The sequence below is a fragment of the Streptomyces sp. NBC_00443 genome (assembly GCF_036014175.1).
Taxonomy (GTDB): domain Bacteria; phylum Actinomycetota; class Actinomycetes; order Streptomycetales; family Streptomycetaceae; genus Streptomyces.
Map to the genome: position 1 here is coordinate 1,911,057 of NZ_CP107917.1, position 26,472 is coordinate 1,937,528.

Annotated in this window: 18 protein-coding genes and 1 pseudogene; 6 read left to right on the forward strand and 13 right to left on the reverse strand. The window is 71.8% G+C overall.

What is annotated here, in order from left to right:
* Positions 1 to 77: 77 nt before the first annotated feature.
* The gene (locus OHO27_RS08615; protein WP_328421906.1) at positions 78 to 905 is read right to left on the reverse strand and encodes a Tat pathway signal sequence domain protein; all 828 of its coding nucleotides are present in this window, start codon (positions 903 to 905) and stop codon (positions 78 to 80) included.
* A 180-nt stretch (positions 906 to 1,085) separates the two neighbouring features.
* Here OHO27_RS08615 and glgX point away from each other — a divergent pair, with 180 nt between their 5' ends.
* Positions 1,086 to 3,278, forward strand: a complete 2,193-nt coding sequence (gene glgX, locus OHO27_RS08620; protein ID WP_328421908.1) for a glycogen debranching protein GlgX — start codon at positions 1,086 to 1,088, stop codon at positions 3,276 to 3,278.
* On the opposite strand, the gene OHO27_RS08625 is transcribed toward glgX, so the two are convergent.
* A complete protein-coding gene (locus OHO27_RS08625) occupies positions 3,275 to 4,732 on the reverse strand; it encodes an MFS transporter (RefSeq protein WP_328421910.1) in 1,458 nt (485 codons plus the stop codon). The two genes, glgX and OHO27_RS08625, sit on opposite strands and share 4 nt — an antisense overlap.
* An 81-nt stretch (positions 4,733 to 4,813) precedes the next feature.
* On the opposite strand from OHO27_RS08625, the gene treY reads away from it, so the two are divergent.
* Positions 4,814 to 7,198: a malto-oligosyltrehalose synthase gene (gene treY, locus OHO27_RS08630; RefSeq protein WP_328421912.1), complete on the forward strand. Its 2,385-nt coding sequence runs from the start codon at positions 4,814 to 4,816 to the stop codon at positions 7,196 to 7,198.
* 402 nt (positions 7,199 to 7,600) lie between these two features.
* A complete protein-coding gene (locus tag OHO27_RS08635; protein ID WP_328430384.1) occupies positions 7,601 to 8,851 on the forward strand; it encodes a M14 family zinc carboxypeptidase in 1,251 nt (416 codons plus the stop codon).
* Positions 8,852 to 8,936: 85 nt separating this feature from the next.
* On the opposite strand, the gene OHO27_RS08640 is transcribed toward OHO27_RS08635, so the two are convergent.
* The 3 genes from OHO27_RS08640 to OHO27_RS08650 form a co-directional block, all read right to left on the reverse strand.
* Positions 8,937 to 9,356, reverse strand: a complete 420-nt coding sequence (locus OHO27_RS08640; RefSeq protein ID WP_328421914.1) for an SSI family serine proteinase inhibitor — start codon at positions 9,354 to 9,356, stop codon at positions 8,937 to 8,939.
* Positions 9,353 to 10,723, reverse strand: coding sequence for a M14 family zinc carboxypeptidase (locus OHO27_RS08645; RefSeq protein ID WP_328421916.1), 1,371 nt, complete (start codon positions 10,721 to 10,723; stop codon positions 9,353 to 9,355). Before OHO27_RS08645 ends, OHO27_RS08640 begins: the two co-directional genes overlap by 4 nt.
* 138 nt (positions 10,724 to 10,861) lie before the next feature.
* Positions 10,862 to 11,413, reverse strand: coding sequence for a DUF1707 and FHA domain-containing protein (locus OHO27_RS08650; RefSeq protein WP_328421918.1), 552 nt, complete (start codon positions 11,411 to 11,413; stop codon positions 10,862 to 10,864).
* A gap of 185 nt (positions 11,414 to 11,598) precedes the next feature.
* Between OHO27_RS08650 and treZ the strand changes: the two are divergent.
* Positions 11,599 to 13,343, forward strand: a pseudogene (treZ, locus tag OHO27_RS08655) (malto-oligosyltrehalose trehalohydrolase).
* An 89-nt stretch (positions 13,344 to 13,432) separates the two neighbouring features.
* Here treZ and OHO27_RS08660 read toward each other — a convergent pair.
* The 5 genes from OHO27_RS08660 to phsA all read right to left on the reverse strand — a co-directional run bounded on the left by OHO27_RS08660 (position 13,433) and on the right by phsA (position 19,259).
* Positions 13,433 to 14,380 (reverse strand): aminoglycoside phosphotransferase family protein, encoded by a 948-nt coding sequence (locus OHO27_RS08660; protein ID WP_328421920.1) that lies wholly within the window; start codon positions 14,378 to 14,380, stop codon positions 13,433 to 13,435.
* Positions 14,381 to 14,446: 66 nt separating this feature from the next.
* Positions 14,447 to 15,574 (reverse strand): aminopeptidase P family protein, encoded by a 1,128-nt coding sequence (locus tag OHO27_RS08665; protein ID WP_328421922.1) that lies wholly within the window; start codon positions 15,572 to 15,574, stop codon positions 14,447 to 14,449.
* Positions 15,575 to 15,695: 121 nt separating this feature from the next.
* Complete coding sequence (locus OHO27_RS08670; RefSeq protein WP_328421924.1) at positions 15,696 to 16,316, reverse strand: LysE family translocator; 621 nt, start codon at positions 16,314 to 16,316, stop codon at positions 15,696 to 15,698.
* A gap of 86 nt (positions 16,317 to 16,402) precedes the next feature.
* Entirely contained in the window at positions 16,403 to 17,002 is a 600-nt protein-coding gene (locus OHO27_RS08675; protein WP_328421926.1) for a PDZ domain-containing protein, read from the reverse strand.
* A 358-nt stretch (positions 17,003 to 17,360) separates the two neighbouring features.
* Entirely contained in the window at positions 17,361 to 19,259 is a 1,899-nt protein-coding gene (gene phsA / locus OHO27_RS08680; RefSeq protein ID WP_328421928.1) for an O-aminophenol oxidase PhsA, read from the reverse strand.
* A gap of 164 nt (positions 19,260 to 19,423) precedes the next feature.
* Here phsA and OHO27_RS08685 point away from each other — a divergent pair, with 164 nt between their 5' ends.
* Positions 19,424 to 20,953, forward strand: a complete 1,530-nt coding sequence (locus OHO27_RS08685; protein ID WP_328421930.1) for a hypothetical protein — start codon at positions 19,424 to 19,426, stop codon at positions 20,951 to 20,953.
* On the opposite strand, the gene cyc2 is transcribed toward OHO27_RS08685, so the two are convergent.
* Positions 20,946 to 23,105 carry a germacradienol/geosmin synthase Cyc2 gene (gene cyc2, locus OHO27_RS08690; RefSeq protein ID WP_328421932.1) on the reverse strand — a complete coding sequence of 720 codons (2,160 nt, stop codon included), beginning with the start codon at positions 23,103 to 23,105 and terminating at the stop codon, positions 20,946 to 20,948. The two genes, OHO27_RS08685 and cyc2, sit on opposite strands and share 8 nt — an antisense overlap.
* 177 nt (positions 23,106 to 23,282) lie before the next feature.
* Between cyc2 and OHO27_RS08695 the strand changes: the two genes are divergently transcribed.
* On the forward strand, positions 23,283 to 24,524 hold the full coding sequence (locus OHO27_RS08695; RefSeq protein ID WP_328421934.1) for an endonuclease/exonuclease/phosphatase family protein: 1,242 nt from the start codon (positions 23,283 to 23,285) through the stop codon (positions 24,522 to 24,524).
* A gap of 45 nt (positions 24,525 to 24,569) precedes the next feature.
* On the opposite strand, the gene OHO27_RS08700 is transcribed toward OHO27_RS08695, so the two are convergent.
* Both OHO27_RS08700 and OHO27_RS08705 read right to left on the reverse strand, forming a co-directional pair.
* Positions 24,570 to 25,319: an ABC transporter ATP-binding protein gene (locus OHO27_RS08700; protein WP_328421936.1), complete on the reverse strand. Its 750-nt coding sequence runs from the start codon at positions 25,317 to 25,319 to the stop codon at positions 24,570 to 24,572.
* 37 nt (positions 25,320 to 25,356) lie between these two features.
* The gene (locus tag OHO27_RS08705) at positions 25,357 to 26,250 is read right to left on the reverse strand and encodes an ABC transporter permease (RefSeq protein WP_328421938.1); all 894 of its coding nucleotides are present in this window, start codon (positions 26,248 to 26,250) and stop codon (positions 25,357 to 25,359) included.
* Positions 26,251 to 26,472: the final 222 nt, after the last annotated feature.

Consider the following 26,472-nt stretch of genomic DNA (forward strand, 5'->3'; position numbering starts at 1 on the left):
GACTCCCTTACAGGAGGTGCAAGTACGTGAGATGCACGCCTGCGGCGCGCGAGTTGGAAAACTGAACGGAGAGCGGTTCAGCCGATGTCGAGCTTGGCGACCTTGCGGGCGCTCAGGTCGATCACGAAGGAGCGGGCGTCGATCCAGGGCCCGTTCTTCACCTTCGGGAACAGCCGCACGCACCGGTGTTCGCCGCACTGGTCGAGCACGGCGGGCTGGGCGCCCGGAGCGGCCCGGTACACGGCGCCGTTGAGCAGCAACTGGTCCGGGGAGCCGAGTTCCTTGCCGGTGGCGTCCTTGTAGTCCGCCTTCATGCCCGCGCCCAGCGGGTCGGCGATCAGGATCTTGGCGGCCTCGGTGTACTCGGCACGGCTCAGCGGCGGCTGGACACCGTGCTCGGTCGAGGTCTGCTCGACCTTTCCGGTGTCAAGGTTGACGGTCTTGGTGACGAGCGCGTCGGCCTTGTAGTCGTAGAACGAGACCTCGGCCCGGCGCGGCGCGTTCGCGCCGTCCAGCTCGTCGGCCTCCGGCTCGGCGAGGTCGACGCCCAGGCGCTGCGGCCCGCGGTCGCCCTCGACGTTCTCACCGGCGCTGCGCAGCTGCGGGTTGACCGCGAGCTTTGCGGCCCGGTCCATCTCGTCGTCGGTCAGCGGGTCGTTGCCCGTGCCCTTGTCACCCTCGCTCGGGGCCCCCTCGACAACGCCCGGCGACACCGCGCCGGCGCCCTGCCCCTGCTCCTGCTCCTGGGCGGCCTGCTGGGCGGACTGACCGCTGTTGCTTCCTCCCGTTTCGTCGGCCCCCGCCGTCCCCGGCAGGGTGATCCCGACCATCACGGCCGTTCCCGCGACCGCGATGGCCGCACCTGCCACCACCTTGCCCAGATGGCGGTGCACTATCTTGCGCACATCTTCCCCCTACTCCCCGTACGTTCCCGGGAGTACGTGTTGGCCCCACTGGTACGGCATAACGCGTATGCCTGGTCGACCGATAAGAGGGACGTAAGTCATAGGTGGTTCCATCACTTTTGGGGAGACTCGACGTCAAGGCGCCGACGACGGCGTGCCCGAGCTGAAAGAGTCGTGTCCATGCAGGTCTGGCCTGGAGAGGCATATCCACTCGGTGCCACCTACGACGGCGCCGGCACCAACTTCGCGGTCTTCACGGAGGCCGCGGACCGAGTAGAGCTGTGTCTGCTGCACGACGACGGCTCGGAGACGGCGGTGGAACTGCGGGAGAGCGACGCCTTCGTACGGCACGCGTACGTGCCGGGCGTCATGCCGGGGCAGCGGTACGGCTTCCGGGTGCACGGACCCTACGCGCCCGAGCGAGGTCTGCGCTGCAACTCCGCGAAGCTGCTGCTCGACCCGTACGCCAAGGCGGTCAGCGGCTCGATCAGTTGGGGCGAGGAGGTCTACGGCTACCACTTCGACAAACCCGACAGACGCAACGACCTGGACTCGGCGCCGCACACGATGTCGTCGGTCGTGGTGAACCCGTACTTCGACTGGGGCGACGACCGGCGGCCGCGCACCGAGTACCACCACACGGTGATCTACGAGGCCCATGTGAAGGGCCTGACCATGCGCCACCCGGGGCTGCCCGAGGAACTGCGCGGCACCTACGCCGCCCTCGCGCACCCGGCGGTCATCGAGCACCTCACCGAGCTGGGCGTGACGGCGCTGGAGCTGATGCCGGTCCACCAGTTCGTGAACGACCACCGGCTGGTAGACATGGGCCTGAACAACTACTGGGGCTACAACACGATCGGCTTCTTCGCCCCGCACAACGCGTACGCCTCCTGGGGCGACCGCGGCCAGCAGGTCCTGGAGTTCAAGTCGGCGGTGCGGGCGCTGCACGAGGCCGGCATAGAGGTCATCCTCGACGTGGTCTACAACCACACCGCCGAGGGCAACCACCTGGGCCCCACGCTGTCCTTCCGGGGCCTGGACAATCCGCAGTACTACCGCCTGACGGACGACCCCCGCTACTACATGGACACCACCGGGACCGGCAACTCACTGCTCATGCGGTCCCCACACGTCCTGCAGCTGATCATGGACTCGCTGCGGTACTGGGTCACCGAGATGCACGTCGACGGCTTCCGCTTCGACCTCGCGGCCACCCTGGCCCGGCAGTTCCACGAGGTGGACCGGCTGTCGTCGTTCTTCGACCTGGTCCAGCAGGACCCGGTGGTGTCCCAGGTGAAACTGATCGCCGAGCCCTGGGACGTGGGCGAGGGCGGCTACCAGGTGGGCAACTTCCCGCCGCTGTGGACCGAGTGGAACGGCAAGTACCGCGACACCGTACGGGACCTGTGGAGGGGCGAGCCGCGTGCGCTGGCGGAGTTCGCGTCCCGGCTGACGGGCTCGTCCGACCTGTACCAGGACGACGGCCGGCGACCGCTTGCCTCCATCAACTTCGTGACCTGCCATGACGGGTTCACGCTGCACGACCTCGTCTCGTACAACGACAAGCACAACCACGCCAACGGCGAGGACAACCGGGACGGTGAGAGTCACAACCGGTCCTGGAACTGCGGGGCGGAGGGCGAGACCGACGACCCGGCCGTCCTGGAGTTGCGTGCCCGCCAGATGCGCAACTTCATCGCCACGCTGATGCTGTCCCAGGGCGTGCCGATGATCAGCCACGGCGACGAGTTCGCGCGCACGCAGCGGGGCAACAACAACGCGTACTGCCTGGACAGCGAGATCGCGTGGGTGGAGTGGCCGGCGGACGGGGACGCCGGTGCGGCGGGCTCGGGCGGAGAGGGCGGCTCGGACGGGGAAGGCGGCCCTGACGGCCAGGCCCTGGCCGGTCTGCCCCGCGAGTTGCTCGCCTTCACGCGCGCCATGGTGTGGCTACGGCGCGACCATCCGGTCTTCCGCCGGCGCCGCTTCTTCCACGGGCGGCCCGTGGAGGGCACCCACGACGACCTGTCGGACATCGCCTGGTTCACTCCGCAGGGCAAGGAGATGGCCCAGCGGGACTGGGACCGCACGCAGGCGTCGGCGCTGACGGTGTTCCTCAACGGCAATGCGATCTCGGAGCCGGGCGCGCGCGGGGAGCGAATCGGCGACGACTCGTTCCTGCTGATGTTCAACGCCTCCCCGAAGACCCTCGACTTCGTCGTGCCGGTCAACCACGGCCGTGAGTGGCAGGTGGTCGTCGACACCGCGCGCGCGGACGGGGTGCCGCCGGAGACGGCGGCGAAGGTGCAGGCCGGGGACCGGTTGACGTTGGTGGACCGCAGCATGACGGTGTTGCAGCGGCCGGTCTAGAGCGACGCGGCGGTGCGTCCGGGGTACGACGCCGGGCGCACCGTCAGCGCGATCGTGCAGGCGAGCGCCGCGGCCACGCTCGCGGCGCCGAAGGCCGTCGCGGGGCCGTACGACTCGGCCAGCCGACCGGTGACGGCGAGCGCGAGTGCCTGCCCGCCGACCAGCGCGCTCGTCGCGAACGCCATCGCTTCGGAGAGCCGCGCGGGCGGCACCACGCGCTCGGTGAGCCCGAACACCGTGATGAGATGCGGGGCGTAGGCGACGCCGAGAACGGTGACGGTGACGTAGAGCGCGGGGAGCCCCTCCGTCCACAGCAGCGGGAGCGAGAGCAGGAACGCGGCTGCGGTGGCCGCCCGCCAGCGGACGGTGAGTCCGAGACGGGCGGGCACGGCGGCCATGGAGAGCCCGGCGACAGCGCTCATCACTCCCATGGCGGCGTAGACGAGGCCGGCCTGGTCCGGCTGTCCGAGTCGCTCGGTGAGGGCGGTGATGCCGGCTTGGCAGGCGCCGAACATGGCGCCCTGGAGAGCGAGGGCGGCTCGGAGGGCGTGGATGGATCGGGGGATGGAGGGCGGCGGGACGGGGCCTTCGCCTCCTGCCGGCGACGTCGGGACGGGATCGGCTCCCCCTGGCGACGACATCGGGACGGGATCGGCTCCCCCTGGCGACGACATCGGGACGAGATCGTCTCCCCTTGAGGGAGCCCTCGGCACGGGACCGGCTCCCCCCGCCTGCGCCGTCTTGAGGGCATGGTTCCGCCCCGCACGTATCCGGACGGAACCCGACCGTCGTTCCGCCGACGCGGCGACGGGCCGGGGCCGTGTCGCCACCGCAGTCCGGTGCAACGCGAAGCCGCTGCCGCACAACGCCACCAACACCGCGGCGCCGCCCAGCGCGTAGCCCGGATGCGCAGTCACGGCCGCCAGGCCGACCAGGGCAGGCCCCAGCACGAAGGAGACCTCGTCCAGGGTGCTCTCGAAGGACAGCGCGGCGCCCACCGTCGAATCGCGCGCCCCCGCACGGCGGGCGAGAGCGACGAGACGGGCGCGCGCCATCGGCCCGATCTGCGGCACCGTCGCTCCGGCCGCCACCCCCACGGCGGCCAGCACCGCCGTCTGCAGCCCCGCGAGCGCACCCGCGACCAGCCCGGCGATCGCGACGGCGTTGGCGAGCGAGAAGGCGAGCACGACCGTCCGCTGCCCGTGCCGGTCGGCGAGCCGGCCGACCAGCGGACCGCAGGCGACCTGCCCGACGGCGAGCGCACCCCCGGTCAGTCCGGCGGCGGCCAGGGAGCCGCTCGTGCGCGCGACCAGCAGCACACTGCCGAACTGGATCGTGGCGGTCGGCAGTCGTGCCAGGAAGGACATGACCGGCAGCAGCGGCCCGGTCAGGCCGATCACCTCGCGGTAGGCCGCGGATGTGCCGCGGCGTCCTGTCGTCCCCTTCGTTCCCATCACTCGAAGCTAGGCACGCGCGTGGGCCCACGTGGAGGGGACGATGACACGAAGGGCGGCAGGGCGGGTACGTAGCTTTCCATGACACCTGAGCGACCTGAACCGACGGTGCCGACCCTGCCGACCGCCACGTACCGGCTGCAACTGCAGTCCTCGTTCCCGTTCGAGGCCGCGGCGGCGGCCGTGCCGTACCTGGCCTCGCTCGGCGTCTCGCATCTGCATCTGTCCCCCGTCCTGGAGGCGGTCCCGGGGTCGGGGCACGGCTATGACGTCGTGGACCACGCGCGCGTGCGCGAGGAGCTGGGCGGCGAGGACGGACTGCGCGCACTGGCCCGCACGGCGCGCGAACACGGTCTGGGCCTGGTCGTGGACATCGTGCCGAACCACATGGCCATGGCCCCACGCCACAACCGCGCCCTGTGGGAGGTATTGCGCGAGGGCCCCAAATCGCCATACGCGCGATGGTTCGACATCGACTGGGAGGCCCAGGGCGGCAAGGTGCTGCTGCCGGTGCTCGGGGGGCCGCTGGGCGAAGAGCTCGGCCGTCTGGAGGTGGACGGCGACGTCCTGCGCTACTACGACCACGTGTTCCCGCTGCGCGAGGGCACCGGGCAACTGCCGCTGCCGCAGCTCCTGGACGCGCAGTGGTACCGGCCGGCGTGGTGGCGGCTGGCCCGTACGGAGCTCAACTACCGGCGGTTCTTCAGCATCTCGGAGCTGATCGGGGTGCGGGTCGAGGACCCGGAGGTGTTCGAGGCCACACACGCCAAGATCCTCCAGCTCCTGCACGAGGGCGTGATCGACGGGCTGCGCATCGACCACCCCGACGGCCTCGCCGACCCCGACGCGTATCTCCGGCGCCTCCACGAGGCGACCGGCGGGCGCTGGACGGTCGTGGAGAAGATCCTGTCGGACGGCGAGCACCTGCCTGCCTCCTGGCCCGTGGCCGGCACCACCGGCTACGACGCCCTGCGGCACCTCGACGGCCTCTTCACCGATCCTGCGGGATTCGGGGAACTCCTCGGCCAGTACCGGCGGTTCGCGGCCCCCCAGACGGACCGGGGCGGCGACTGGGAGGCGACGGTGCGGCGGGCGGCGTACAAGGTGCTCACGCACGAGCTGGCCACGGAGATCGACCGGCTGACGCGGGTGGCGTCCCGCCTGTGCGCCACGTCGCCGGAGCCTGCGCTGCGCGACCGGGCCCCCTGGGCGCTGCGCACCGCTCTGCAGGAGCTCCTCGTCCGGCTGGACGTCTACCGGCCCTACGCCTCCGGGGACGCGGCCCGTGTGGTCACCGAGGAGGCCGCGGCCGAGGCCCGGCTCGCCTTCGTCGTGCCCGAGGAGGCCCGCGCGGTCGACGTCGTGCGCGAACTGGTGCTCGGGCGGGCCGGTGACGGACCGGACCACGCGGAGTTCCGGACACGGTTCGCGCAGACGGCGTCGGCGCTGCGGGCCAAGTCCGTGGAGGACACGGCGTTCTACCGCTATGTGCCGCTGCTCTCGGCGACCGAGGTGGGCGGGAACCCGGGGAGCCCCGCCGTATCGGCCGACGAGTTCCATGCCTACTGCGCGCGCGTGCAGCGCGACTGGCCCGTGACGGGGACGGTCGCGTCGACGCACGACACCAAGCGCAGTGCCGACGTACGGGCCTCGCTGGCCGTGCTCACCGAGTGCCCGGAGCACTGGGCGGACATCCTGGCCGAGGTGACCCGCGACGGCCAGGGCGTACCGGACGCGCAGCTGGCGTGGGCTGCCTGGCAGACGGTGTTCGGGCTGGGCGAGGCGGATGCGGACCGGGTTCAGGGGGCGCTGCTGAAGCACGTGCGGGAGGCCGGGCTGTTCACCAGCTGGACGGAGCAGGAACCGCCGTACGAGGAGGCGGTGGCGGCATTCGTGGCCACGGGGCCCTGCGGGGCGCCCGGCGAGCGGGTGGCCGCCTTCCGGAGCCGGATGGAGCCGCACATCCGGGCGAACCTGCTGGGGATGGCTCTGGCCCAGTTGACGATGCCGGGCGTGCCGGACGTCTATCAGGGCACGGAGGGCGAGTACCGGGCGCTGGTGGACCCGGACAACCGCCGGGGCGTGCGGTTCCCGCACCAGGACCCGGGTGAGAAGGGCGCTCTGACGACGGCCGCGCTACGGCTGCGCAGGCGGCGTCCCGACGTGTTCGGTGACTCGGCGTCGTACGTGCCCCTGACCGCCGAGGGCCCTGCCGCCGCGCACTGTGTGGCCTTCGAACGCTCCGGAGAGGTGGTCACCGCCGTGACGCGGCTGTCCCTGCGGCTGGCGCAGTCGGGTGGCTGGCGCGGCACGGTGCTGGCGCTGCCGCCGGGGCGTTGGGCCGATGTGCTGGCTCCGGAGCGGGAGTTCACCGGGCACGCGCGCGTGGAGGAGCTCTTCGAGCGCGTCCCGGTCGCGTTGCTGGAGCGGGTCGGTGAGGGCGGTGAGGGGGCGGTCGAGCAGTAGGGGCGACCGTGGAGCGGCCGTAGAGCCGTTGGCCAAGGCGTCCGCCGAGAGCACGACCGTCGAGCGCGTACGAGGGCGCCCTGCGCCCTGCCATCGCGCCGGCGACCCGGCTCGGGCCCGCGTGCGCTCCCGGGGCTCGTGCACGCGGGCAGCGCGTGGTGACGAGCGCCGGCGCCCTCTGCGATCCGGCGCTCGTGGCGTCCGTTCATGCAGGTCGGCGGCGGGCTACCGGTGCGGAGTGCCCGGCCGGATCGATGTCGCACCTCCCCTGGCTCCCGCCGCCCCCATCCGCCGGGGTGAATGCAACTGGGCGCCCCCGGGCGCCTCCCCCGTGAAGTCCTTGACACGTCAACGAGACCGTGGGGTACTGCGGATTGCGAAGGCTGGGCGGACATGACGGGGGTGAGTCTCCTGCCGGAGCTGCGCTACCCCACGCTGACCGAGCTGGTCCTGTCCGCCCGCGCACTGGCCGCTCACCGACCGGGCCTGTGCACCCTGAGACAGGTGGGGTCCTCCCGCGCGGGCAGACCCCTCCACCTGCTGTCCATCGGTCACGCCCGGCCCGCCGTCCTGGTGGTCGCAGGAGCGCACTCCAACGAACCGACCGGCGGGCCCACGCTCCTCGCGGTCGCCGAACGCGTCCTGCTCGAGCGGGAGTTGCGGAGCGACATCTCCTGGCACTTCCTGCTGTGCGCGGATCCCGACGGGGCCAGCCTGCACGTCACCCCGGCACCCCGCAGTCTGCTCGACTACCACCGCGGCTTCTTCCGGCCGGCGGCCTCGGAACAGCCGGAGTGGGCACCGGCCACGCTGCCTGCCGACCGGCTGCCGCCCGAGACACGCGCGTTGACCCGGGTCATCGACGAACTGCGGCCCTACCTTCAGGTGACCCTGCACGGCACCGATCTGGGCGGCAGCTGGGTGCAGTTGACGAAGGACGTACCCGGTCTCGCCGAGCCGTTCGCGAAGTCCGCGGCCCAGTTGCACATCCCGGTGGAGACGGGTGCCTCGGACGCGGCGGGCTGGCCCGCGTCCGGACCCGGGGTGCATGTGATGCCGGCGCCGGGCGCGGGCGCGGCCTATCCGAGCATGCCGGACGACGCGCGCAGCAGCACCTGGTACCACGTGCACCGCTACGGCGGCCTGACGGCGGTCGTCGAGGTGCCGATGTGGGCGAGCGACCTGGTGGACGACCCGGCGCCGCATCCGGACCCGGCCGGGGCGATGCGGCGGCTGGCGGCACGGCTGCTGCGGGACGCGCTGGAGGTGGAGCGGGTGCTCGCCGAGGCCCTCCCCCGCCTGGACGGCGTCGACGGGCCCCTGCTGCGGGCCTCGAAGTGGGCGCTGGAGCTGGTGCCGGGGCTGGCCGCCGACTGGATGCGCACGCCGCCCGCCGACAACACCATGGCGTACGTCGGCAGCGTGGACGCCTTCGGTCGCCGGCTGCCCCTGCGGGCGGCGGCCATGCTGCTGCGCGTCCTCAGGGAGACCGACGACCGCGGGGCACAGCGCCTCGAACACCTGGTGGCGACCTGGAGCGACGCCTTCGCCGAGCGCTTCCGCGCCCGCTGGGTGCCCCTGGAGCACCAGGTCGAGCACCAGTCCCGCACGGTCGTCGCGGCGGCGCTGCACGCGCGCGACCGGCCGTCATGAGCGACGCCGGCATGAGCCACGCAGGCATGAGCGGTGCCGACGTGAGCCGGGCCGACCCGTGCGGTACGGCCGATGCCGCACCGCGTCAGGCGTCCAGCGCGAACACAGCGCCCGTCCGGGCACCCATCGCACACCCGTTGGCGAATGTCTCCCGGTACTCGACCGGACGTCCCTGCCACTCCCCGCGCGCGTGCACGGTCACCGGGGCGTAGATCATCGGGCAGAAGGAGTCCGCCGTCCGGAGCAGGCTGATGTCGCCGCCCGCCTTCTCGAGCTCCGCGCAGGCCTCCGCCGCCTTCCCGTGGCCCTGCGGCGGGTCGCACAGCAGCAGCGTGCCGCGCGGGTCACCGTGGCGGGCGTCGCCCCGGGTGACCGTCAGGAAGAGCCAGTTCTCCGAGTCCGATCCCTGGGCCGCCGCCTGCGCCGGGGTCGCGCCGAGGAGGAGCATGGCGGCCGCCGCCAGCAGGCCGCCCCGTACCGCTTTCGCCGTGATTGATTGCGTCATTCCCGATGCATCGGCACGGCGGCCCCGGCATTCCACCCCGACTCACCCGAACGGGAGCACGCAGGCGCGTACCGTCCGGCGAGTTCGAACGCGGCGAGCACCACCCGCGCCTGGTACTCCACCTGGCGCGCGACCGGTATCCAGCGGGCCCCGCAGCCGTCGCGGTAGTCGTCGCACCACTCGTCGAGGAGCCGGTCCAGCTCAGGCAGCACTCCGGCAGGGTCGCGCCCGGCGCCCGTCACGAGCTGGTGCAGCAGCCCGGCGGTGCGCAGGGCGAGGCGCCGCCCGGCGATGCGCAGGGCGGCCAGATGGGCGGTGCTGAGCGGGGGAAGCGGGTGTACGCCGACCGGGTCCGCCACGTCGGGGTCCCAGGTGTTCGCGAGCCCTGGACAGACCAGTAAATAGTCGTCGACCGGGGCGAGCAGCCGGGCCGATTCGGGTCCGGCGGGCAGGTGGGGCCGCAGGCGTTCCAGCAGCCGCTGAAGGAGGAGGGTGTCGTGGCGGAGGGCGTGGCTCACCCTGCGCAGGACCGTTTCCTCATCGGCGGGCGGAGCACCGTCCTGCACGGCGGCCACACCCCACATGGGGGCCTCCACGACCGCCGTGACTGTGCCGTGCCGGTACGGATGGAACCACGTCGACTCCACGGCCGCCTCGGTGATCGCGGCGGCCAGGTCGCCCGGGCGGGGCCTGGGGATCCGGTAGACGGCGGGGCCCAGTTCCGGCCAGTACAGGGTGTCGTAGGGGCCGAGCTCGCGCGGGATGCCGAGGCGGGCCGCCGTGTGCGCGATGCGCTGGGCGAGGCCGGGCAGGTCATGGGTCAGCTCGACGAAGCCGCCGCCGACGTCGACGCCGTGCAGGGAGCACTGCAGGAAGGGCCGCAGTTCGTCCTGGAGTTCGAGCAGGGCGCGGGTCTCGGGCAGCGTGGCGGCGTCCGCGCCGTCCGGCAGCCATTCGGGCTGTTCCAGGAAGCCGGGCCGGAAGAAGCGCCGGAAGTAGTCGCCGAGGGCGTACGGGCCGTGCAGCCAGCCCTCGTTGCGGCGCAGGCCGTCGGGGTCGAGGCACAGCAGCAGGTTCCAGGTGGCGTCGGCGCCCTCGTGCAGGCGGGGGTCGGCGAGCACCCGTTCGGCCAGTCGCAGGACGGTGGCGCCGCCCACCGGCTCGTTGGCGTGCGGGCCGGCCACGACGAGGGCCTGGCGGCTGCCGTGGCCGACGGACAGCAGCCACAGGGGCGTGCCCGCGCGGGACGTGCCGACGCGGCGCAGTCGTGCGTCACGGGGATTGCGGGCGACGAGCGCGGCCGCCCGGGCGCTCAGCTCGTCGACGGTCGGGTAGCGGAGGAGTGGCGGCAGGGCACACCTCCACAATGCAGTGCCGTCGGTTCACCTGGTGTGCATGGTGTACGCACAGTCAGTCACGACTTGGCCAGTACGTCAACACCACCGAGGGCAAAGGGACTTGAGTCAACGTTTCAAGTAAAGGGAGGCCTTGAGCCGCTGGTCGGCTCAGTTCGCGGCGAGCCGGAACGACATCCGGCCGAAGCCGACCTGGTCGCCCTCGCGGACCACGACGGCACCGATGACGCGCCTGCCGTTGACCGTGGTGCCGTTGGTGGAGCCGAGGTCACGCAGGACCCACAGGCCGGCCTGGTGGCTCAGCTCCGCGTGCACCCGGGACACCGTCTCGTGGGTCAGTCGCAGCCCGTTGGCGGGGTCGCGGCCTATGCGCAGCGGATGACCGGACCCGGGGTGGGGCAGCAGCAGCTTGGGCAGCCGCTCGGCCTGCCATGCCCTGCGCAGCCGTACCGTGAAGCCGGAGACCGCCTCGACGGTGCCGAACACCAGGCGGGACAGACGGCTCTCGGAGGGCAGGTCGGCGGTGAGCGCCGCGAGCTCGTCCGCGCGGCGGGCGGAGAGGGCGAGTTCCATGCGGCGCACGAAAGTGTCGTGCGACAGCCGTCCCATGGCGACGCCGTCACGCAGCACCTTCAGCGCCTTGTCGCGCTCCACGTCGGAGAGCCGCGCGGGGTACGTGTTGAACTCGAAAGACGACGTCACGCTGCTGATTGTCGGTCAGTGGCCCCCCGGTGTCCAGAAAACGGGGAAACGGCCACCACACGCGCGTGATCGCCGGGACGGGTCGCGACACCCACGGCAAAAGGGAAGATTCAAAAGCGGATTGATCTCGTTTGAAGCACCATGGACGGGCTACATCACGGTGAGCAGACGAAGGGGAACCGTCCGTGCAGTTCGAGGTGTGGGCACCGCAGGCCGGCCGTGTGACGCTCCATTGCGAGGACGCCACGCGCGCGTTGGAGCGCGATCCTGATCGAGCGGGATGGTGGTGGGGGGAGGCCGAGGCGCGGGACGGGACGCGGTACGGCTTCGCGCTGGACGACGGGCCGGTGCTGCCCGATCCGCGTTCGCGCCGGCAGCCGGACGGCCCGGAAGGGCTCAGTGCGGTCGTCGACCACGGCCGCCACGATTGGCGGACCGAGTGGGCCGGGCGACCGCTGCCCGGTGCGGTGCTGTACGAGCTGCACGTGGGCACGTACACGCGTGAGGGCACACTGGACGCGGCCGCCGAGCGGCTCGGGCACCTCGTCGAACTGGGCGTCACACACATCGAGTTGATGCCGCTGTGCCCCTTCCCGGGGCGGCACGGCTGGGGCTACGAGGGCGTCTCGCTGTGGGCCGTGCACGAACCGTACGGCGGCCCCGAGGCGCTGAAACGCTTCGTCGACCGGGCCCATGAACTGGGCCTGGGCGTGCTCCTCGACGTGGTGCACAACCACTTCGGCCCGTCCGGGAACTATCTGCCCGTCTTCGGCCCCTACCTCACGGACACGCACCAGACGCCGTGGGGTTCCGCGGTCAACCTGGACGCGCCCGGCTCGGACGAGGTGCGCAGGTTCCTCGTGGAGAGCTCACTGGCCTGGCTGCGGGACTACCGGATCGACGGGCTGCGCCTGGACGCGGTGCACGCGCTCGTGGACACGCGCGCGTGCCACTTCCTGGAGGAGCTGTCGACGGCCGTCGACACCCTCTCCGCCGATCTGGGCCGGCCGCTGTGTCTGATCGCGGAGACGGACCTGAACGACCCTCGGCTCATCACCGCGCGCGAGGAGGGCGGCCTCGGTCTGCACGCCCAGTGGAACGACGACTTCCACCACACCCTGCACACCGCGCTGACCGGCGAGTCCCAGGGCTACTACGCCGACTTCGCGCGCGCTCCCATGGCGGGCCTCGCCAAGACCCTGACCGGCGGCTACTTCCACGACGGCACGTACGCGAGCTTCCGGGGCCGCCGTCACGGACGCCCCCTGGACCGCACGCGCGTGGGGGCGCACCGCCTCCTCGGCTACAGCCAGACCCACGACCAGGTCGGCAACCGGGCCCAGGGCGACCGGCTCGCGGCCGTCCTCTCCCCGGGCTGCTGGCCTGCGCGGCCACGCTGACGCTGACGGCACCGTTCACGCCGATGCTGTTCATGGGCGAGGAGTGGGCCGCGGGCACGCCCTGGCAGTTCTTCACCGACCACACCGATCCGGAGCTCGCCGAAGCCGTACGGCGCGGCAGGCGGCGGGAGTTCGCGGCGCACGGGTGGGCCGAGGAGGATGTGCCCGACCCGCAGGACCCGGCGACCCGGGACCGCTCCTGCCTCGACTGGTCCGAACTCGACGGCGAGCCCCACGCGCGCGTGCTGGCCTGGTACCGGCGCCTCATCGCCCTGCGCCACGAGCAGCCCGACCTCACCGATCCCGACCTCGCCGACACCAAGGTGGCCTACGACGAGCAGGGGCGCTGGCTCGCCTTCCGGCGCGGTGACGTGCGCGTGGCCGTCAACCTGGCCAAGGAACCGGCGGCGATCCCGCTGGGGCCCCGGCAGGCGGCCGTACTGGCGGCGTGGGAGCCCGTGGAGGCGCCGGGCGCGGACGGGGTACTGCATGTGCCCGGGGAGTCGGGTGTGGTGCTGTTGCAGGGGTGAGCGGGGCCCGGTCCGGGCGGGCGTGAGCGTTCGCGCGTGCGCCCTACGAGGGGCCGGACGCCCATGCGCCTGCGCGTGCACCTCCGCCCCTACAGCACCTCCTCCCCGTCGTCGTCCTCCCTGAGCTCCGTCACCCGCTCCAGCAGGATCGGCTCCCACGCGTGGCTGAGCTGCGCTCTGAGCAGCGGGGGCGGTGACTCTCCCTTGCCCTCGAGGCGGTCCGCGAGGTGGACGACCGCGTCGCAGCGGGCGAGCCAGAGGCCGCGCAGGCAGGGGCGGGCGCCGTAGCCGGCGAGGGTGGCGGCGCGGACGGCGGCCGGGGAGCCGAGGGCGAGGGCGAGACCGGCGATGTCCTCGGCGGGGTCGCCGAGGACGGTGTCGGCCCAGCCGAGGACGCCGCGCACCCGGCCGTCGGCGCTGACGACTAGGTGGTCGCCGGTGAGGGCGTGGTGGACGAGGACGGCGGTCGCGGACTGGGCGGCGAGGTGTACGGCGGCCTGCTGGGTGAGCTGGCGCACGCGGGCGGCGTCGAACTCGTCGGCGGCGTCGAGGCGCGCCGCGGCATGTTCGGCGGCCCGGCGCAGGGCCTCCAGGGAGCGCGGTGCGGCACGCGGCACGCCGAGCGTCTCGGCCTGCCGTACCGGCACCTCGCGCAGCCCCGTGAGCAGCCCGGCCAGGTCGGTCTCCCCGACTGCGGACACGTCGTGCTGCCCGCCCGCCCCGCCGGGCACCTTGGTGTCCAGGGTGCAGGTCAGTCCGGGCGCCCACTCGCCGATCGCGACGCTCGCCGGCACCGTGACGGGTACGTGCGGGCGGACGAGGTCGCGCAGGCGCAGTTCGCGGCGCTGGCGGGCGGCGGCCTCACGGTCGGGGGCAAGGCGCAGCACATGGCGGGTGCCGACCCACCAGGTGGCGGGCTCGGCGCCCGCGGCCGCAGGGCGGACCTCGGGTCCGGCCGAGTCGTCCGTGCCGTCCTTGAGCAGGGAACGGACCAGTCGGCGGACGGTGTCCGCGGTGGGTGTCGGTGCCTGGGTCATGGTCGCGCCGTCGTCGCTCGGGGGTCTACGGGGGCCGGGCTCCTTGCTCCCGGATCGGTGGCCGGGTCAGTCCACTATGACCATCTCGCGGGTCGTGTCGTTGAGGCGCCGGCCGCCGTGATCGGTGACCGTCACGATGTCCTCGATACGCACTCCGAAGCGGCCGGGCAGGTAGATACCGGGCTCCACGGAGAAGCACATGCCGGGCACGAGGGGCTGCTCCTCGCCCTCGATCATGTAGGGCGGCTCGTGGGTGGTGACGCCGATGCCGTGCCCGGTGCGGTGGATGAAGTACTCGCCGTACCCGGCGTCCGCGATGACCGCGCGGGCCGCCCGGTCGACCTCCTGACAGGCGACGCCGGGCCGTACGGCACGGAAGCCGGCCTCCTGGGCCGCGCGCACCAGGTCGTGGACCCGGCGCTCCTCGTCCGTGGGCTCGCCGACGTGGACCGTGCGGGAGGTGTCGGAGCCGTAGCCGTCCTTCAGGCCGCCGAAGTCGAGGACGACCATGTCGCCGCGTTCGATCACCCGGTCGCCCACCTCGTGGTGCGGGTTGGCGCCGTTCGCGCCGGAGGCGACGATCGTGAAGTCGACCTGGGAGTGACCGAAGCGGCGCAGCAGGTGGGCGAGGTCGGCGGCGACCTCGGACTCACGGCGACCACCGAAGGGAACCTTCCGGATCTCCTCGAACGTTGCGTCTGCGGCCGCGCCCGCGGCCGCCAACAGCTCCAGTTCGGCGGCGTCCTTGACGGCGCGCAGCATGGGCAGCGCGTCGGTGAGGGAGGCGTAGGAGGTGCCGGGCAGCGCCTTCTGCAGGGCCAGCAGGTGCAGGGCCCAGGCGTTGTCGCTGATGCCGAACCGGCCGCTCGCGTCGAGGAGGGCGCCGACGGCGGCGTAGGGGTCCTTGCCGTCGGTCCAGTCGCGCAGGGTCAGGCCGGGCGCGCCGGTGGCCTGCGCGGCGTCCGGGGCCTCCAGGGCGGGGACGACGAGGACGGGGTCCCGGCCGGGGACGAGGACCAGCAGGGTGAGCCGTTCGGTCTCCGCGGTGGGCGCGTAGCCGGTCAGCCACACCAGGTCCGGGCCGGGGGCCACCAGCAGCCCGGCCAGGCCGGCGTCCGCGGCCGCCCGCGCGGCACGTTCCATACGGGCCCCGTAGTCGTCGGCGGTGAAGGGCGCGGGTGCGGTGCCGGTCATCCGGGCCTCCCTGGGCGCGTGAAAGGACTACGGGCAGCATCCTGCCCGTACGGCGGGGGCGGCGCGAGCCGATCGGCGGGTCTTTCGAGCGGCTCGTCGGGCAGCCCGGCCGGGCATGGCGTCAGCTGTCCAGTGCCATGCGGACACCGAGGAGGAGCAGCACGCCTCCGGAGACCTGTTCCAGGCGCCGGCGCACGCCCGCGCGGGACAGCACGTTCTTCATCCGGCCGACGAACCACACGTAGAGGCCGTAGTAGCCGACTTCGTAGACCGCCCAGAGTGCGGCGAGGCCGATCATGGCCGGCAGGTGCGGGGCGCCTTCCGGGACGAACTGCGGGAGGAAGGACAGGGCGAAGACGGCCGCCTTGGGGTTGGCGAGGTTGAGCAGCAGCCCGCCGCGGTAGGAGGCCCAGCCGCTCTTCTGCGTGCCCTCCCACGCGGTCTCGTGCTCCCCCTTCGCGCGCCGTGCCTGCCGCAGCGCCTGGACGCCGAACCAGACGAGCACGACCGCGCCGACGATCCGCATCACGTCGTACGCCAGCTCGGAGGCCGTCAGCAGCGCGGTCAGGCCGAACGCTGCGACCACGCCCCAGACGAAGACCCCGGTCTCGTTGCCGAGCACGGTCAGGAATCCGGAGCGTCTGCTGTGCAGCGACTGCTTGATGATCAGCACCGTGCTGGGCCCCGGTGAGGCGGCGACGAGGGTGCAGGCTCCCAGGAAGGCGATGAGGGTGGTCAGCATGGGGTCATCGTGGCCCGGCCGGCGGGAGGGGACCAGTGGATTTCGCGGACTCCCTCCTCAAGCCCTTCTTTCGAGATGCGTGGCGGTCAGGTGACGACGCCCGGGATCGCCGTCAGCTGCTGGTAGCCGCCGCTGCGGTGGCGCACCGTGAGGGTGACCTCGCGGCCCGGGCGGGCCCCCGCGACGGCTCGCGCGAGGTCGGCGGCCGAGTCGATGCGGGTCCTGCCGAACGCCAGGAGTACGTCGCCCCGGACCAGGCCGGCCGCGTATCCCGGTCCCGGAACATGGACGCCGACGAGCAGGGCGCCCGGCTTCTCGGCGTCCACGGCCTCCACGCCGAGGGTGGCGACGGCGGCTGGACGCGGCGAGGAGGTGGGAGTCGCGGATGCGGGGGCGGAGGAACCGGGGCGTGCCGGCTCGGATGGGCTTCCGGGGGCGCCCAGGCCTGCTTGTCGCTTCAGCTCGGCGAGCTTGCTCATGCCGATCACCGTGGCCCCCAGGGTGCCGAGCCCGACCCCGGAAAGGATCAGGACCATTCCCACCAGCAGGGCGCACAGCAGGGTCGTGAGCCGTCGGCCGCGCCGGTGGGGCGCGGCGTGCGGACGCCGAGCGCCGGGGGCGGGCTTGGCCTCGTCGCCGGGCCGCTGACCTGGCATGGGTTTGGGTCGCAACGCAGTCTGTTCCATTGGATCGCCTCCGGCTGGTGACTACCCTGCGCACCGGCGCACGACGAGCCACGATCGAGTGAGACTGACCAGTGGTCAAGAACGGGAAGCCATAGGCGTCACGGCAGAAAACGGAACGCCAGGGCGGGCGGCGGAGGGGCGGGCCCTGCCACGCTCTTCCAGCCGGAACGTCCGGCGACGGCTCGCGCCCGCACCCGATCGTCCGGGCGCTGGCACGAGCCGCGGTCGAGCACGCGGCGCGGAGGGTCTCCACGCGCGCGTGAGGCCCGCATGTCCGTCGCCCGCGCGCGTGACGCCCGCTCGTCCGTCACCGCGCGCCACGCACCCGCACGTCAGCCCGTGCCCCTGCAGCCGTACGTCAGCCCGTGTGTCCCTCCCCGTGGCCGCCGTGTGCGCCACCGTGGTCGAACTTCAGCGCCTCGGCGGGCATGACGACGAAGGGGCGCATCATCCCCATGTCCTCGTGTTCGAGGAGATGGCAGTGGTACATGAAGCGGCCGTACGCCCCATCGAACCTGCCCATGACGCGCAGCGTCTGGTTGCCCGGCACCCGGAAGACGTCCTTGTATCCGCGTTCGTTGGGCGCCAGCGGGATCGCGGTGCCGGCGTCGTACCGGATGGGGCTGCGGGTGCCGCCCACAGCCGGGTCGAAGCCCGAGACGTCGTAGGCGTCCCGGCCCAGCAGCTGGAAGTCGGCCAGGTGGATGTGCATGGGGTGCACGATCGGCGCGAGGTTGAGGAAGCTCCACTGCTCGTGGCTGCCCTCGGCGATGGTGAAGCCGAGCCCGTCGTTGAACGTCCGGGCCGTGCGCCGGTAGGTCTTGGTCTTCTCGTCCGCTCCGGTGACCTGGATGACGCCGTCGGTGGGGACCTGGATGTCGCCCGGGTCGTCGACCTCCGCCATCTCCCACATCTCCGGGTGCCCGCCTGCGCCCTTAGTGGCGGGCGGGGTGAGCACGATCAGCCGGTGGCCGTGCTCGATGTCGTGCGTGAGCCGGCGGAAGGAACCGGAGAGCACCTCGGGCAGTTCGAAGGTGTCCGTCTCGCCGCTGTCCCGGACCCACAACTCCATGACCGCCGGATAGCGCACGTCGCCCGCCGCGTCCGGCACGCCCGGCGGCTGGTTGCGGCCCTTGTTGACCAGGCGGAGCTTTCGGCCCGCGAGACCGCGGAAGTCGACGAGCAGGTCGAAGCGCTCGGCCGGGGCCGCGGTCAGCGTGGGCAGCGCGCCGTCGAAGTCGATCGGCACCGGGCGCGGCAGCAGTCCGCCGTCGCTGCCGATCTGGTGGACGATGCCCGGCACCGGGTTGTTGTCCTCGTCTACCAGGACGAGGTCGTAGGTGCGCGCGTTGGAAGCGTTGACCAGCCGGAAGCGGTGCCAGGCGTCGTCCACCTCGGTGTACGGCCAGATGCGGCCGTTGACCGTGGTGTACGGGCCGGTGAACGGGATGGAGACCGGCTTGCCCGTCTCCGGGTTCTTCTCCTGGACGACCACGGTCTTGTGCAGCAGCCGCCCGTTGAGCCGGCCGTCCTCGTCGGTGTCGAGGTTGCGGTCGGCCAGCAGCAGAGGGATCTCCCGCTCCCCGCACGGCAGATGGAGGGCGTCCTCCTCGTCGTCACGGACGAGATAGGTGCCGTACAGCCCCGTCATCACGTTCCACCGGGTGATGTTCATCGCGTGGTCGTGGTACCACCACTGCACCGCCTGGTGGTCGTTCGGGTACTCGGACAGTTGGGCGTCGCCGAAGCCGACGGCGTTGTCCGCCCAGCCGTCGTTGCCGCCGCCCGTCTGGGCGCCGTGCAGATGGGTCACCGACCAGGCGGGCAGGGCCGCCACGTCCTTGTTGGGCTCGACGCCGTCGCGGCCGGGCTCGGTGGCGGACTGCGGGCGGCCGTCCGTACGCAGCGGCACCTCCACCGAAGTGACCGGGTACTCGCTGTCCTTGGGGATGCGGTTGGTCCAGGCGATGCGGACGCGCTGTCCGCGCCGCACCTCGATGGTCGGGCCCGGCACCTGGCCGTCGTACCCCCACATCAGAGTCGGCGGCAGCTGCGGGTGCAGGCGCACCCAGGTCGGGCGCAGGGCGATCTCGGTCTCGCGTAAGACGTCCTCGGACGCGGGTCGCAGGACGGTTGGGACGGGCAGCGGCGCTGCATACGGCGTCAGCTCACCGGTGTCGAGCAGCTGCTTCCGCGACTCGGCCTCCGTGACGGTCCCCGCATCGCTGTCCGTGAACCTCTCGATGATGTCGGTCAAGGTCGAACACCCCCGTGTGTTCTTGTGGTCGTTTCCCCTCACCCCAGAAGACTCGCTGCGCCGCATCGAAGTTCCCTGAATATCCCGTTCCGCACGAAAAGTTTCGGCGACGGCATCCGGAGGACGGAAGTCCGTTGTCAGTGGCGGCTGTTACGTTCAGTGACATGACTGATCATGCGCTGAGGGTGCTCCGGGAGAACCCCCACCTGGCCGAACTTGCGGCCTACCCCTTCAACTTCGACATCGGCCGTGCCGCCCACGGCCACGTCGAAGAGGTCCGCCTCGCCTCGGGCGGCCCGCTCGACATAGTGGCGGGGGACGACACCGGCGGTACGTACTTCGTGTGCGCGGACGGATCGATGCTGTACGCCGACTCGGAGGGCTCGGCCGGGATCGTCGGCTCCAGCGTCGACGAGGCGCTGGAGATCATGATCGGCCTTGAGGAGGACGAGGAGGGGGACGAGGAGGATGAGGAAGATGAGGGGGACGATGACGAGGAGGACGCCGAGGGCCTCCGGGCGGAGGCCAGCCAGCTCCGTGACGTCGAAGAGGTGCGGGTCCTGTTGCGGGCCGCGCTGGGCTTTCCGGAGCGTTCCCCCGCAGAGCTCGAAGCCATGCTCCGGGCAGCGCTCCTGCGCACCGAGCCCGACTTCCTGCTGCTGAACGGGGCGGAGCACAACGCCTATCAGCTGCTCGACTCGTATCCGCGCCCGCCCCTGTGGGAGCCGGTGCTCGCGAGCGGGCGCGCCGATCTGGCGCTGCTGCGTGCGGGAGACCCTGCGGCATGGGACTCGGTGGCCGAGGATCCCGTGCGGCGCCGGCTCGCCTTGCGAGCCGCCCAGTTCGACCGGGCCGAGGGCGACCTGGACCTGCTGCGGCATCTGTTGCGGCACGAGACCCGGTCCTCGATGACGGACGAACTGCGGCTCGCGGCCGTGCTGGTGGGGCTGCGCGGAGACGTCGGGGATCTGCCGCTCCTGCACGAGGTGCGTGAGACGGACTACGACACGGTGTGCGGCCTCGGCGGGATACCCGAACCCGGCGCGAGCTCGCAGGAGTTGCGGGACTGGGCGCAGGAGCTCGACGACTCTCTGTTCGGTACGGATCCCGCTGACGAGCCGGTGTCCACCTGGACCGACCTGGCCCGGGACCAGGGCATGACCGAGCTCGCCCGGGTGACGCTGATCCGCGAACTCGACGCGATCGTCATGGACCAGAGCACACTCCGCCGCCCCGACGCGCCGCGGGCGTTGACCACGGCCCCGCTGCGGGCCCTCGCCCACGACTTCGAAGAACTCGGCGACCGCACCCAGGCCCTACGGGCGCAGCGCCTGCACACCGCATTGCAGGAGAAGGCCTGGGACCGGGTCTCGGCCCTCCTCGACCAGGCCCGTCTGGAGCGTGAGGGCGGTCAACTACCGTACGCTGCACAGACCTTGGCGGCGCTGCGCAGGATCCTGGCAGCTCCCGGCGACGACTCCTTGCGTCACTGGGATGGCGTGAACCTCGGCCGCTTCATAGCCGAGGAGCACTACCGGCTCACCCGCGCCCTGGCCGTGGCGAACCTCCGGGACGAGGCCCACGCGCTCCTCCCGGCCGCCGACGCGATACTCGGCGAGCTCTCGGAGAACGCCGCGAAGGGCGTGCGGAAGCTCGCCGAGGAGACGGCCGCGAGGGTGCGCGAGCTCAGCTGAGGACGGGGACGGCCGGCGGGCGGTCCGGCACGAAGCCGTGTGCGCGGCGCGACAGGTACTCGGCCTTGTAGCGGTCGACCTCCCGGTGCCAGTTCAGGATGCCCGCCATCCAGTTCTGGAGGTCGACCACGTAGTTCGCCATGATCTCCCGAGCCTCCTCCGAGAGACCGAAGTCCTCGTACACGACGGGCAGTTCGTGCGCGGCCACGTGCTCGAACTGCTGCATGCGCTGGGTCATGAGGTCGTGGACGACGTCGAGGGCGGTCGGGTAGTCGATGCCGAAGAAGTTCTGTACGACGAGGATCGCGTTGTGGATCTCGCCCTCGTACTCGATCTCCTTCTGGTACGAGAAGACGTCGTTGAGGAGACAGGCGTAGTCGACGGCGGCGTTCTCCAGGGAGCGGACCGGACCGCTGCGGTAGACCTCGGGTGGGACTGCGGGGCCGTGACCCATCCGGCACAGGCTGAGAGTGAGGTCGGACCCGAAGGTGGCGCGGCGCATCTCCAGGTAGTCGACCGGGTCGGGGATGCGGTTCTGCATCTGGTTGGACAGCTCCCACACCCAGCTCTCGGTCATCACGTTGACCGCGTCCTTCAGGAAAAGCCGGTGGTCGGAGGTCATGTCCACCGTCGTACGGGCCCACAGGTCGGCCAGGCCGCGCTCCATGGCGTTGAGGGGCACGGTGGCCTCCTCGCCGTCGAGGGGCATGCAGGCCGACAGGCGCTGTGTGGTCAGCCGGGCGGCGGCGAGGTCGCGGCGCTGGCCGAAGACGAGGGGATAGTAGTCGTCACCGTAGGTGCCCCAGGCGAGCCAGTCGGAGCTGAGGTCGAGGGCCTCGGGTGTGGCGTCCGGGTCCAGGCCCGCCGCGCACAGCGGAAGGTCGTAGGCGGCGAGTTTGTCCTCGTCCCAGACACCTTCCTCGAGGATGCCCATGCGGTGCGTCCACTCGGTCAGGCGGTGCCGGGCGCCCTCCAGGTGCGGGCTGAGTTCCAGTCGGAAGGGCATGTAGAACTCAGGGAGCCGGGACGGGCCGACCTTCTGGAACGGCACGTGCGTGTAGGCACGCAGGCGTTCGGCCCCGGCTGCCGCGAGGAGCGCGCCGACGTCAGCGGCGGAAGTGCCCGGACCGGTCAGCCCCTTCCAGGGTGCTGTCGGTTCGGCGCGCGCGTTCATGTACCGGCTGGAGCGCATGTGCCATTCGTGGCCGCCGGACTGCCAGTCCTGAAGGCCCCGGGTGTACTCGGCGACGGCGGCGACCTCGCCGGGGGTGAGGCCCTGCTCCAGCGCCACGGCGGGAACCTCGGTGAGGGCGGTGTGCTCGAACTGGTGGAGGCGGGAGGTCAGGACGTCGTTGACGGTGTCGGCGGCCTCCTGGGTGGTGCAGCCGAAGAAGGTCTCCAGCACCAGGACGCCGTTGCTGAGCTCGCCCTCGTCCTCGACCTCGCGCTGGTAGGAGAACAGGTCGTTGCGCAGGTGCACGGCGTCCGAGAACGTCTCCATCAGGACCCGCAGCGGCCTCGACTCGGCGACGGACGCGGGGACTTCGGCCGTCGCGTACTCCACGAGACCGGACGACCAGGGGGCGCCGCCCACCTTGCGGCGCATCTCGATGTACTCGACCGGGTTGGAGACCCGGCCCTCGTTGATGTTGGACAGCTCCCACAGGGACTCGTTCAGCAGGTGCTCGGTGGCGACGGCGAAGCGGCGGCGCCAGTCGGTCGACATCGAGGGCACCGTGCGCGTCCACAGGTCGGCGAGGCCCGCCTCGACCGGGTTCTGCGGCTCCGGCATCGGGGTCGACAGGTCCATCGGCATGAAAAGAGGAAGCCGGTCCAGGTAGGCCTTGCCGCCGGCGCGGTCCTGGGTGCGCTTGAAGATCTCCAGGAAGTGGTCGTCGAAGAAGAAGACCCACACGTACCAGTCGGTGATCAGGGAGAGCGCGGGACCGTCGCATTCGGGGTGGGTGTAGGCGCAGAGCAGGCCGTAGTCGTGCGCGTCCAGATCGGCCTGCTCCCAGATCCCGGATCCCTCCAGCATGCCCATCTCGCGCGCCCACTCGGTCGAATGGGCGCGGGCCTCCTCGACATGTGGGTTCAGCCGCGCGGGATACGGCATGTAGAAGTGCGGGAGTTCGAAGGGCTGCTGCGTCATGGGCGGGCCCTACCCGTGGGCCCCAACGGCCATCCGCGGCGCGGGACATGATCACACCATCGCGTGAATCGCGGGTGAATCCGGGAGTTCTCGACGGGCCTTGCGGCGTTCATCTCTACGCGCGCAGACTTTTCGAGCTTCCTGTCCCCCGTGTCCCCCTCCCTCCCCGGAGTCGCGATGAACCACACCGGATCACTCTCCCGCCGCACGGCACTCGCCTCCCTGGCCGGGGCGGCGCTGGCCACGACCGCGGCGTTCCCGGCCTCGGCGGCCGAGCGGCACGGCCGCCGGTCCATACGGTTCGCCACCTTCAACGCCTCTCTGAACCGCGGCACCGAGGGCGCGCTGATCACCGATCTGTCCACGCCGGACAACGCCCAGGCGCGCAATGCCGCCGAGACCATCCAGCGGGTCGACCCGGACATCCTGCTGATCAACGAGTTCGACTACGACGAGCGGGGCAAGGCGGTCCGTCTGTTCCTGCGCAACTACCTGTCCGTCGGCCACAACGGAGCCAAGCCAGTCCGCTTCCCGTACCACTTCACCGGTCCGGTGAACACGGGCGTCGCCTCCGGCGTGGACCTCGACGGGAAGAACGACGCGGTCACGACGCCCGGTTCGGACGCCTACGGGCAGGACGCCTATGGCTACGGCTGGTTCCCGGGGCAATACGGCATGGTCGTCCTGTCGAAGTACCCGATCGACACGCGCGCGGTGCGCACCTTCCAGCGCTTCCTGTGGCGGGACATGCCGGGCCACGTGATGCCTCCGGGCTACTACAGCGACGAGGCCCGCGCGATCCTCCGCCTGTCGTCGAAGAGCCACTGGGACGTGCCGGTGTGCATCGGCCACTCCACCGTGCACTTCCTGGTGTCGCACCCGACGCCGCCCACCTTCGACGGCACCGAGGACCGCAACGGCCGCCGCAACCACGACGAGATCCGGCTGTGGGCCGACTACATCGGCGGACGCCGGCGCAGCTCCTACCTCTACGACGACAAGGGTGTGCGCGGCGGACTGCGATCCGGGGCACGGTTCGTGATCGCGGGCGACAACAACGCCGACCCGCACGACGGCGACAGCTACGCCCACGCGATCCGGCAGCTGCTCGACCACCCGGCGGTGAACCTCCCGGCCACCCCGCCGGCCAGCGCGGGCGGCGTCGAGGCGGCGAAGCTCCAGGGCGGCGCCAACACCTCGCACCTCGGCAACCCGGCGTACGACACGTCCGACTTCGGCGACACCGCTCCCGGGAACCTGCGCGTCGACTACGTCATCCCGTCCAGGGGCCTGATACCGGGCGCGAACGGCGTCTTCTGGCCGACCTCCGACGACCCGCTGTACCGGCTGGTGGGAGACGGGAAGACGGTGCCGACGTCCGACCACCGGCTGGTGTGGCAGGACGTGCGCGTGGGCTGAGCTGAGCGGCCCGGGCACGGCAGGTGGCGGTGGCTCTCGGACGCCCTACCTGTTGCGCACCGCCCGCCCCACCTCCGACCTCAGTGCGACGAACTCCGCGAGACCCCGGGTCGTGATCTGGTCCCGGGTGCCGGGGAGTTCGACGGGCAGGTCCAGGACGATCTTGGCGCCCGGCCCCGGGGACAGGACGACGACGCGGTCGCCCAGGTACACGCTCTCGTCGATGTCATGGGTGACGAAGACGATCGTCGTGCCGTCGGTGCGGTGGACCTCCAATAGGAGGTCCTCCAGGTCCTCGCGGGTCTGCGCGTCCAGGGAGCCGAAGGGTTCGTCCATGAGAAGCAGGGAGGGGCGGCAGACCAGGGCACGGGCGATCGCCACGCGTTGCTGCATGCCGCCCGACAGCTGCCAGGGGTGGCGGCGGGTCGTGTCGGTGAGGCCGACCCGGGCCAGGATGCGGTCGGCCTCGGCCCGGCGCTCCGCTCTCGGCAGGCCCCTGCGGCGTAGCGGGAGCGCGACGTTCTCCCGGACCGTGAGCCAGGGGTAGAGGGAGCGGGCGTAGTCCTGGAAGACGACGGCGAGATTGTCGGGGACACCGCGCACGGGTGTGCCGTCCAGGGTGATCGTGCCGTCGTACGCAGGCAGCAGCCCCGCGACGGTCCGCAGAAGCGTCGACTTTCCGCAGCCGGACGGGCCCACCACGCACAGGAGTTGGCCGTCCGGCACGGTGAGGGTGATGTCGTGCAGAACCTGGTGGTCGCCGTAGTGCTGGCCGACCTCGTCTAGGCGGAGCATGGAAGTCCCTGCGCAGAGGTTGTAGGGGGCGTGCGGGTCATGGGGTCGTCGTCCTCCCTGTGCCGACGAGCCGCTTCTCGACTGCCATCAGGCCGGTGTTGAGGAGATAGCCGAGGGCGCCGAGCAGGACGAGCGCCGCCCAGACAGTGAGCAGGTCGGAGCGGGACTGGGCGTCGGTGAGGGTGAAGCCGATGCCGTTCGCGGTGCCGGGAAGCAGTTCCGAGAACACCATGAGGATGAGGGAGAGCGACAGGCTCAGGCGCAGCCCGGCGAAGATGCGGGGCAGCGCGGAGGGGAGGATCAGGAAGCGGAGCCGTTCGGCCGGGGTGAGGCGCAGGACCGCGGCGACTTCGAGGCGGAGCGGGTCGGTGTTGCCGGCCCCGTCCGCCGTGTTGATCAGCACGGGCCAGACGGCGCTGAAGACGATCGACGCGATCTGCATCGGCGTACCGAAGTCGAGGAGCACCACGAAGACGGGGACCAGGGCGGGCGGCGGGACGGCGCGGGCGAACTGCAGGACTGGGTCGCAGAGGGCGTACACGCGTCGCGAGCGGCCGATGGCGACACCGAGTGCGATCCCGGCGACGGCGGCGATCCCGAATCCGGCGGTCATCCGGCCGAGGCTGGGCAGGATGTCGGCGACCGCGGCCTCGGTGAGGAAGACGTGCCGGGCAGGGCCCGAGAACCAGAGCTCGTGGGCGCGCCCCGCGATCTCGGCGGGCGGCGGGAAGTAGACGCTGCCGTGAACTCGGGCGACCAGTTGCCAGACGGCCACGGCGAAGGCGAGGACGAGCCAGCGGAGCAGGGCGTGTCGCACGTGGGCGGGGGCGAGGGCGCGGCGGACGAGGGGGACCAGGGCGCTACGCGGAGGGGGCCGACGTCGGCCGGGGGGTGCGGCGCGTTCGGATGCGGTGGTGCGGGGCTCGTTCATGCAGGGTCCTCGCGGGGCGATGCGGGGAGTGTTCGGTGTGTGCGCCGCAGTCGACGGGCTCGGGGGTCGGTTTGTGTGGACGGCCGTTGTGTGGACGGCTGCGGAGCCGGCGGTCGCGGGGTTGGCGGTGGGGGTGTGTGGATTGCGGGGGGGGGCGAGGGTGCCTGACACGGGTGCGTGGGTTGCGGCGGCGAGGGCGCCTGACACGGGTGCGTGGCGTGC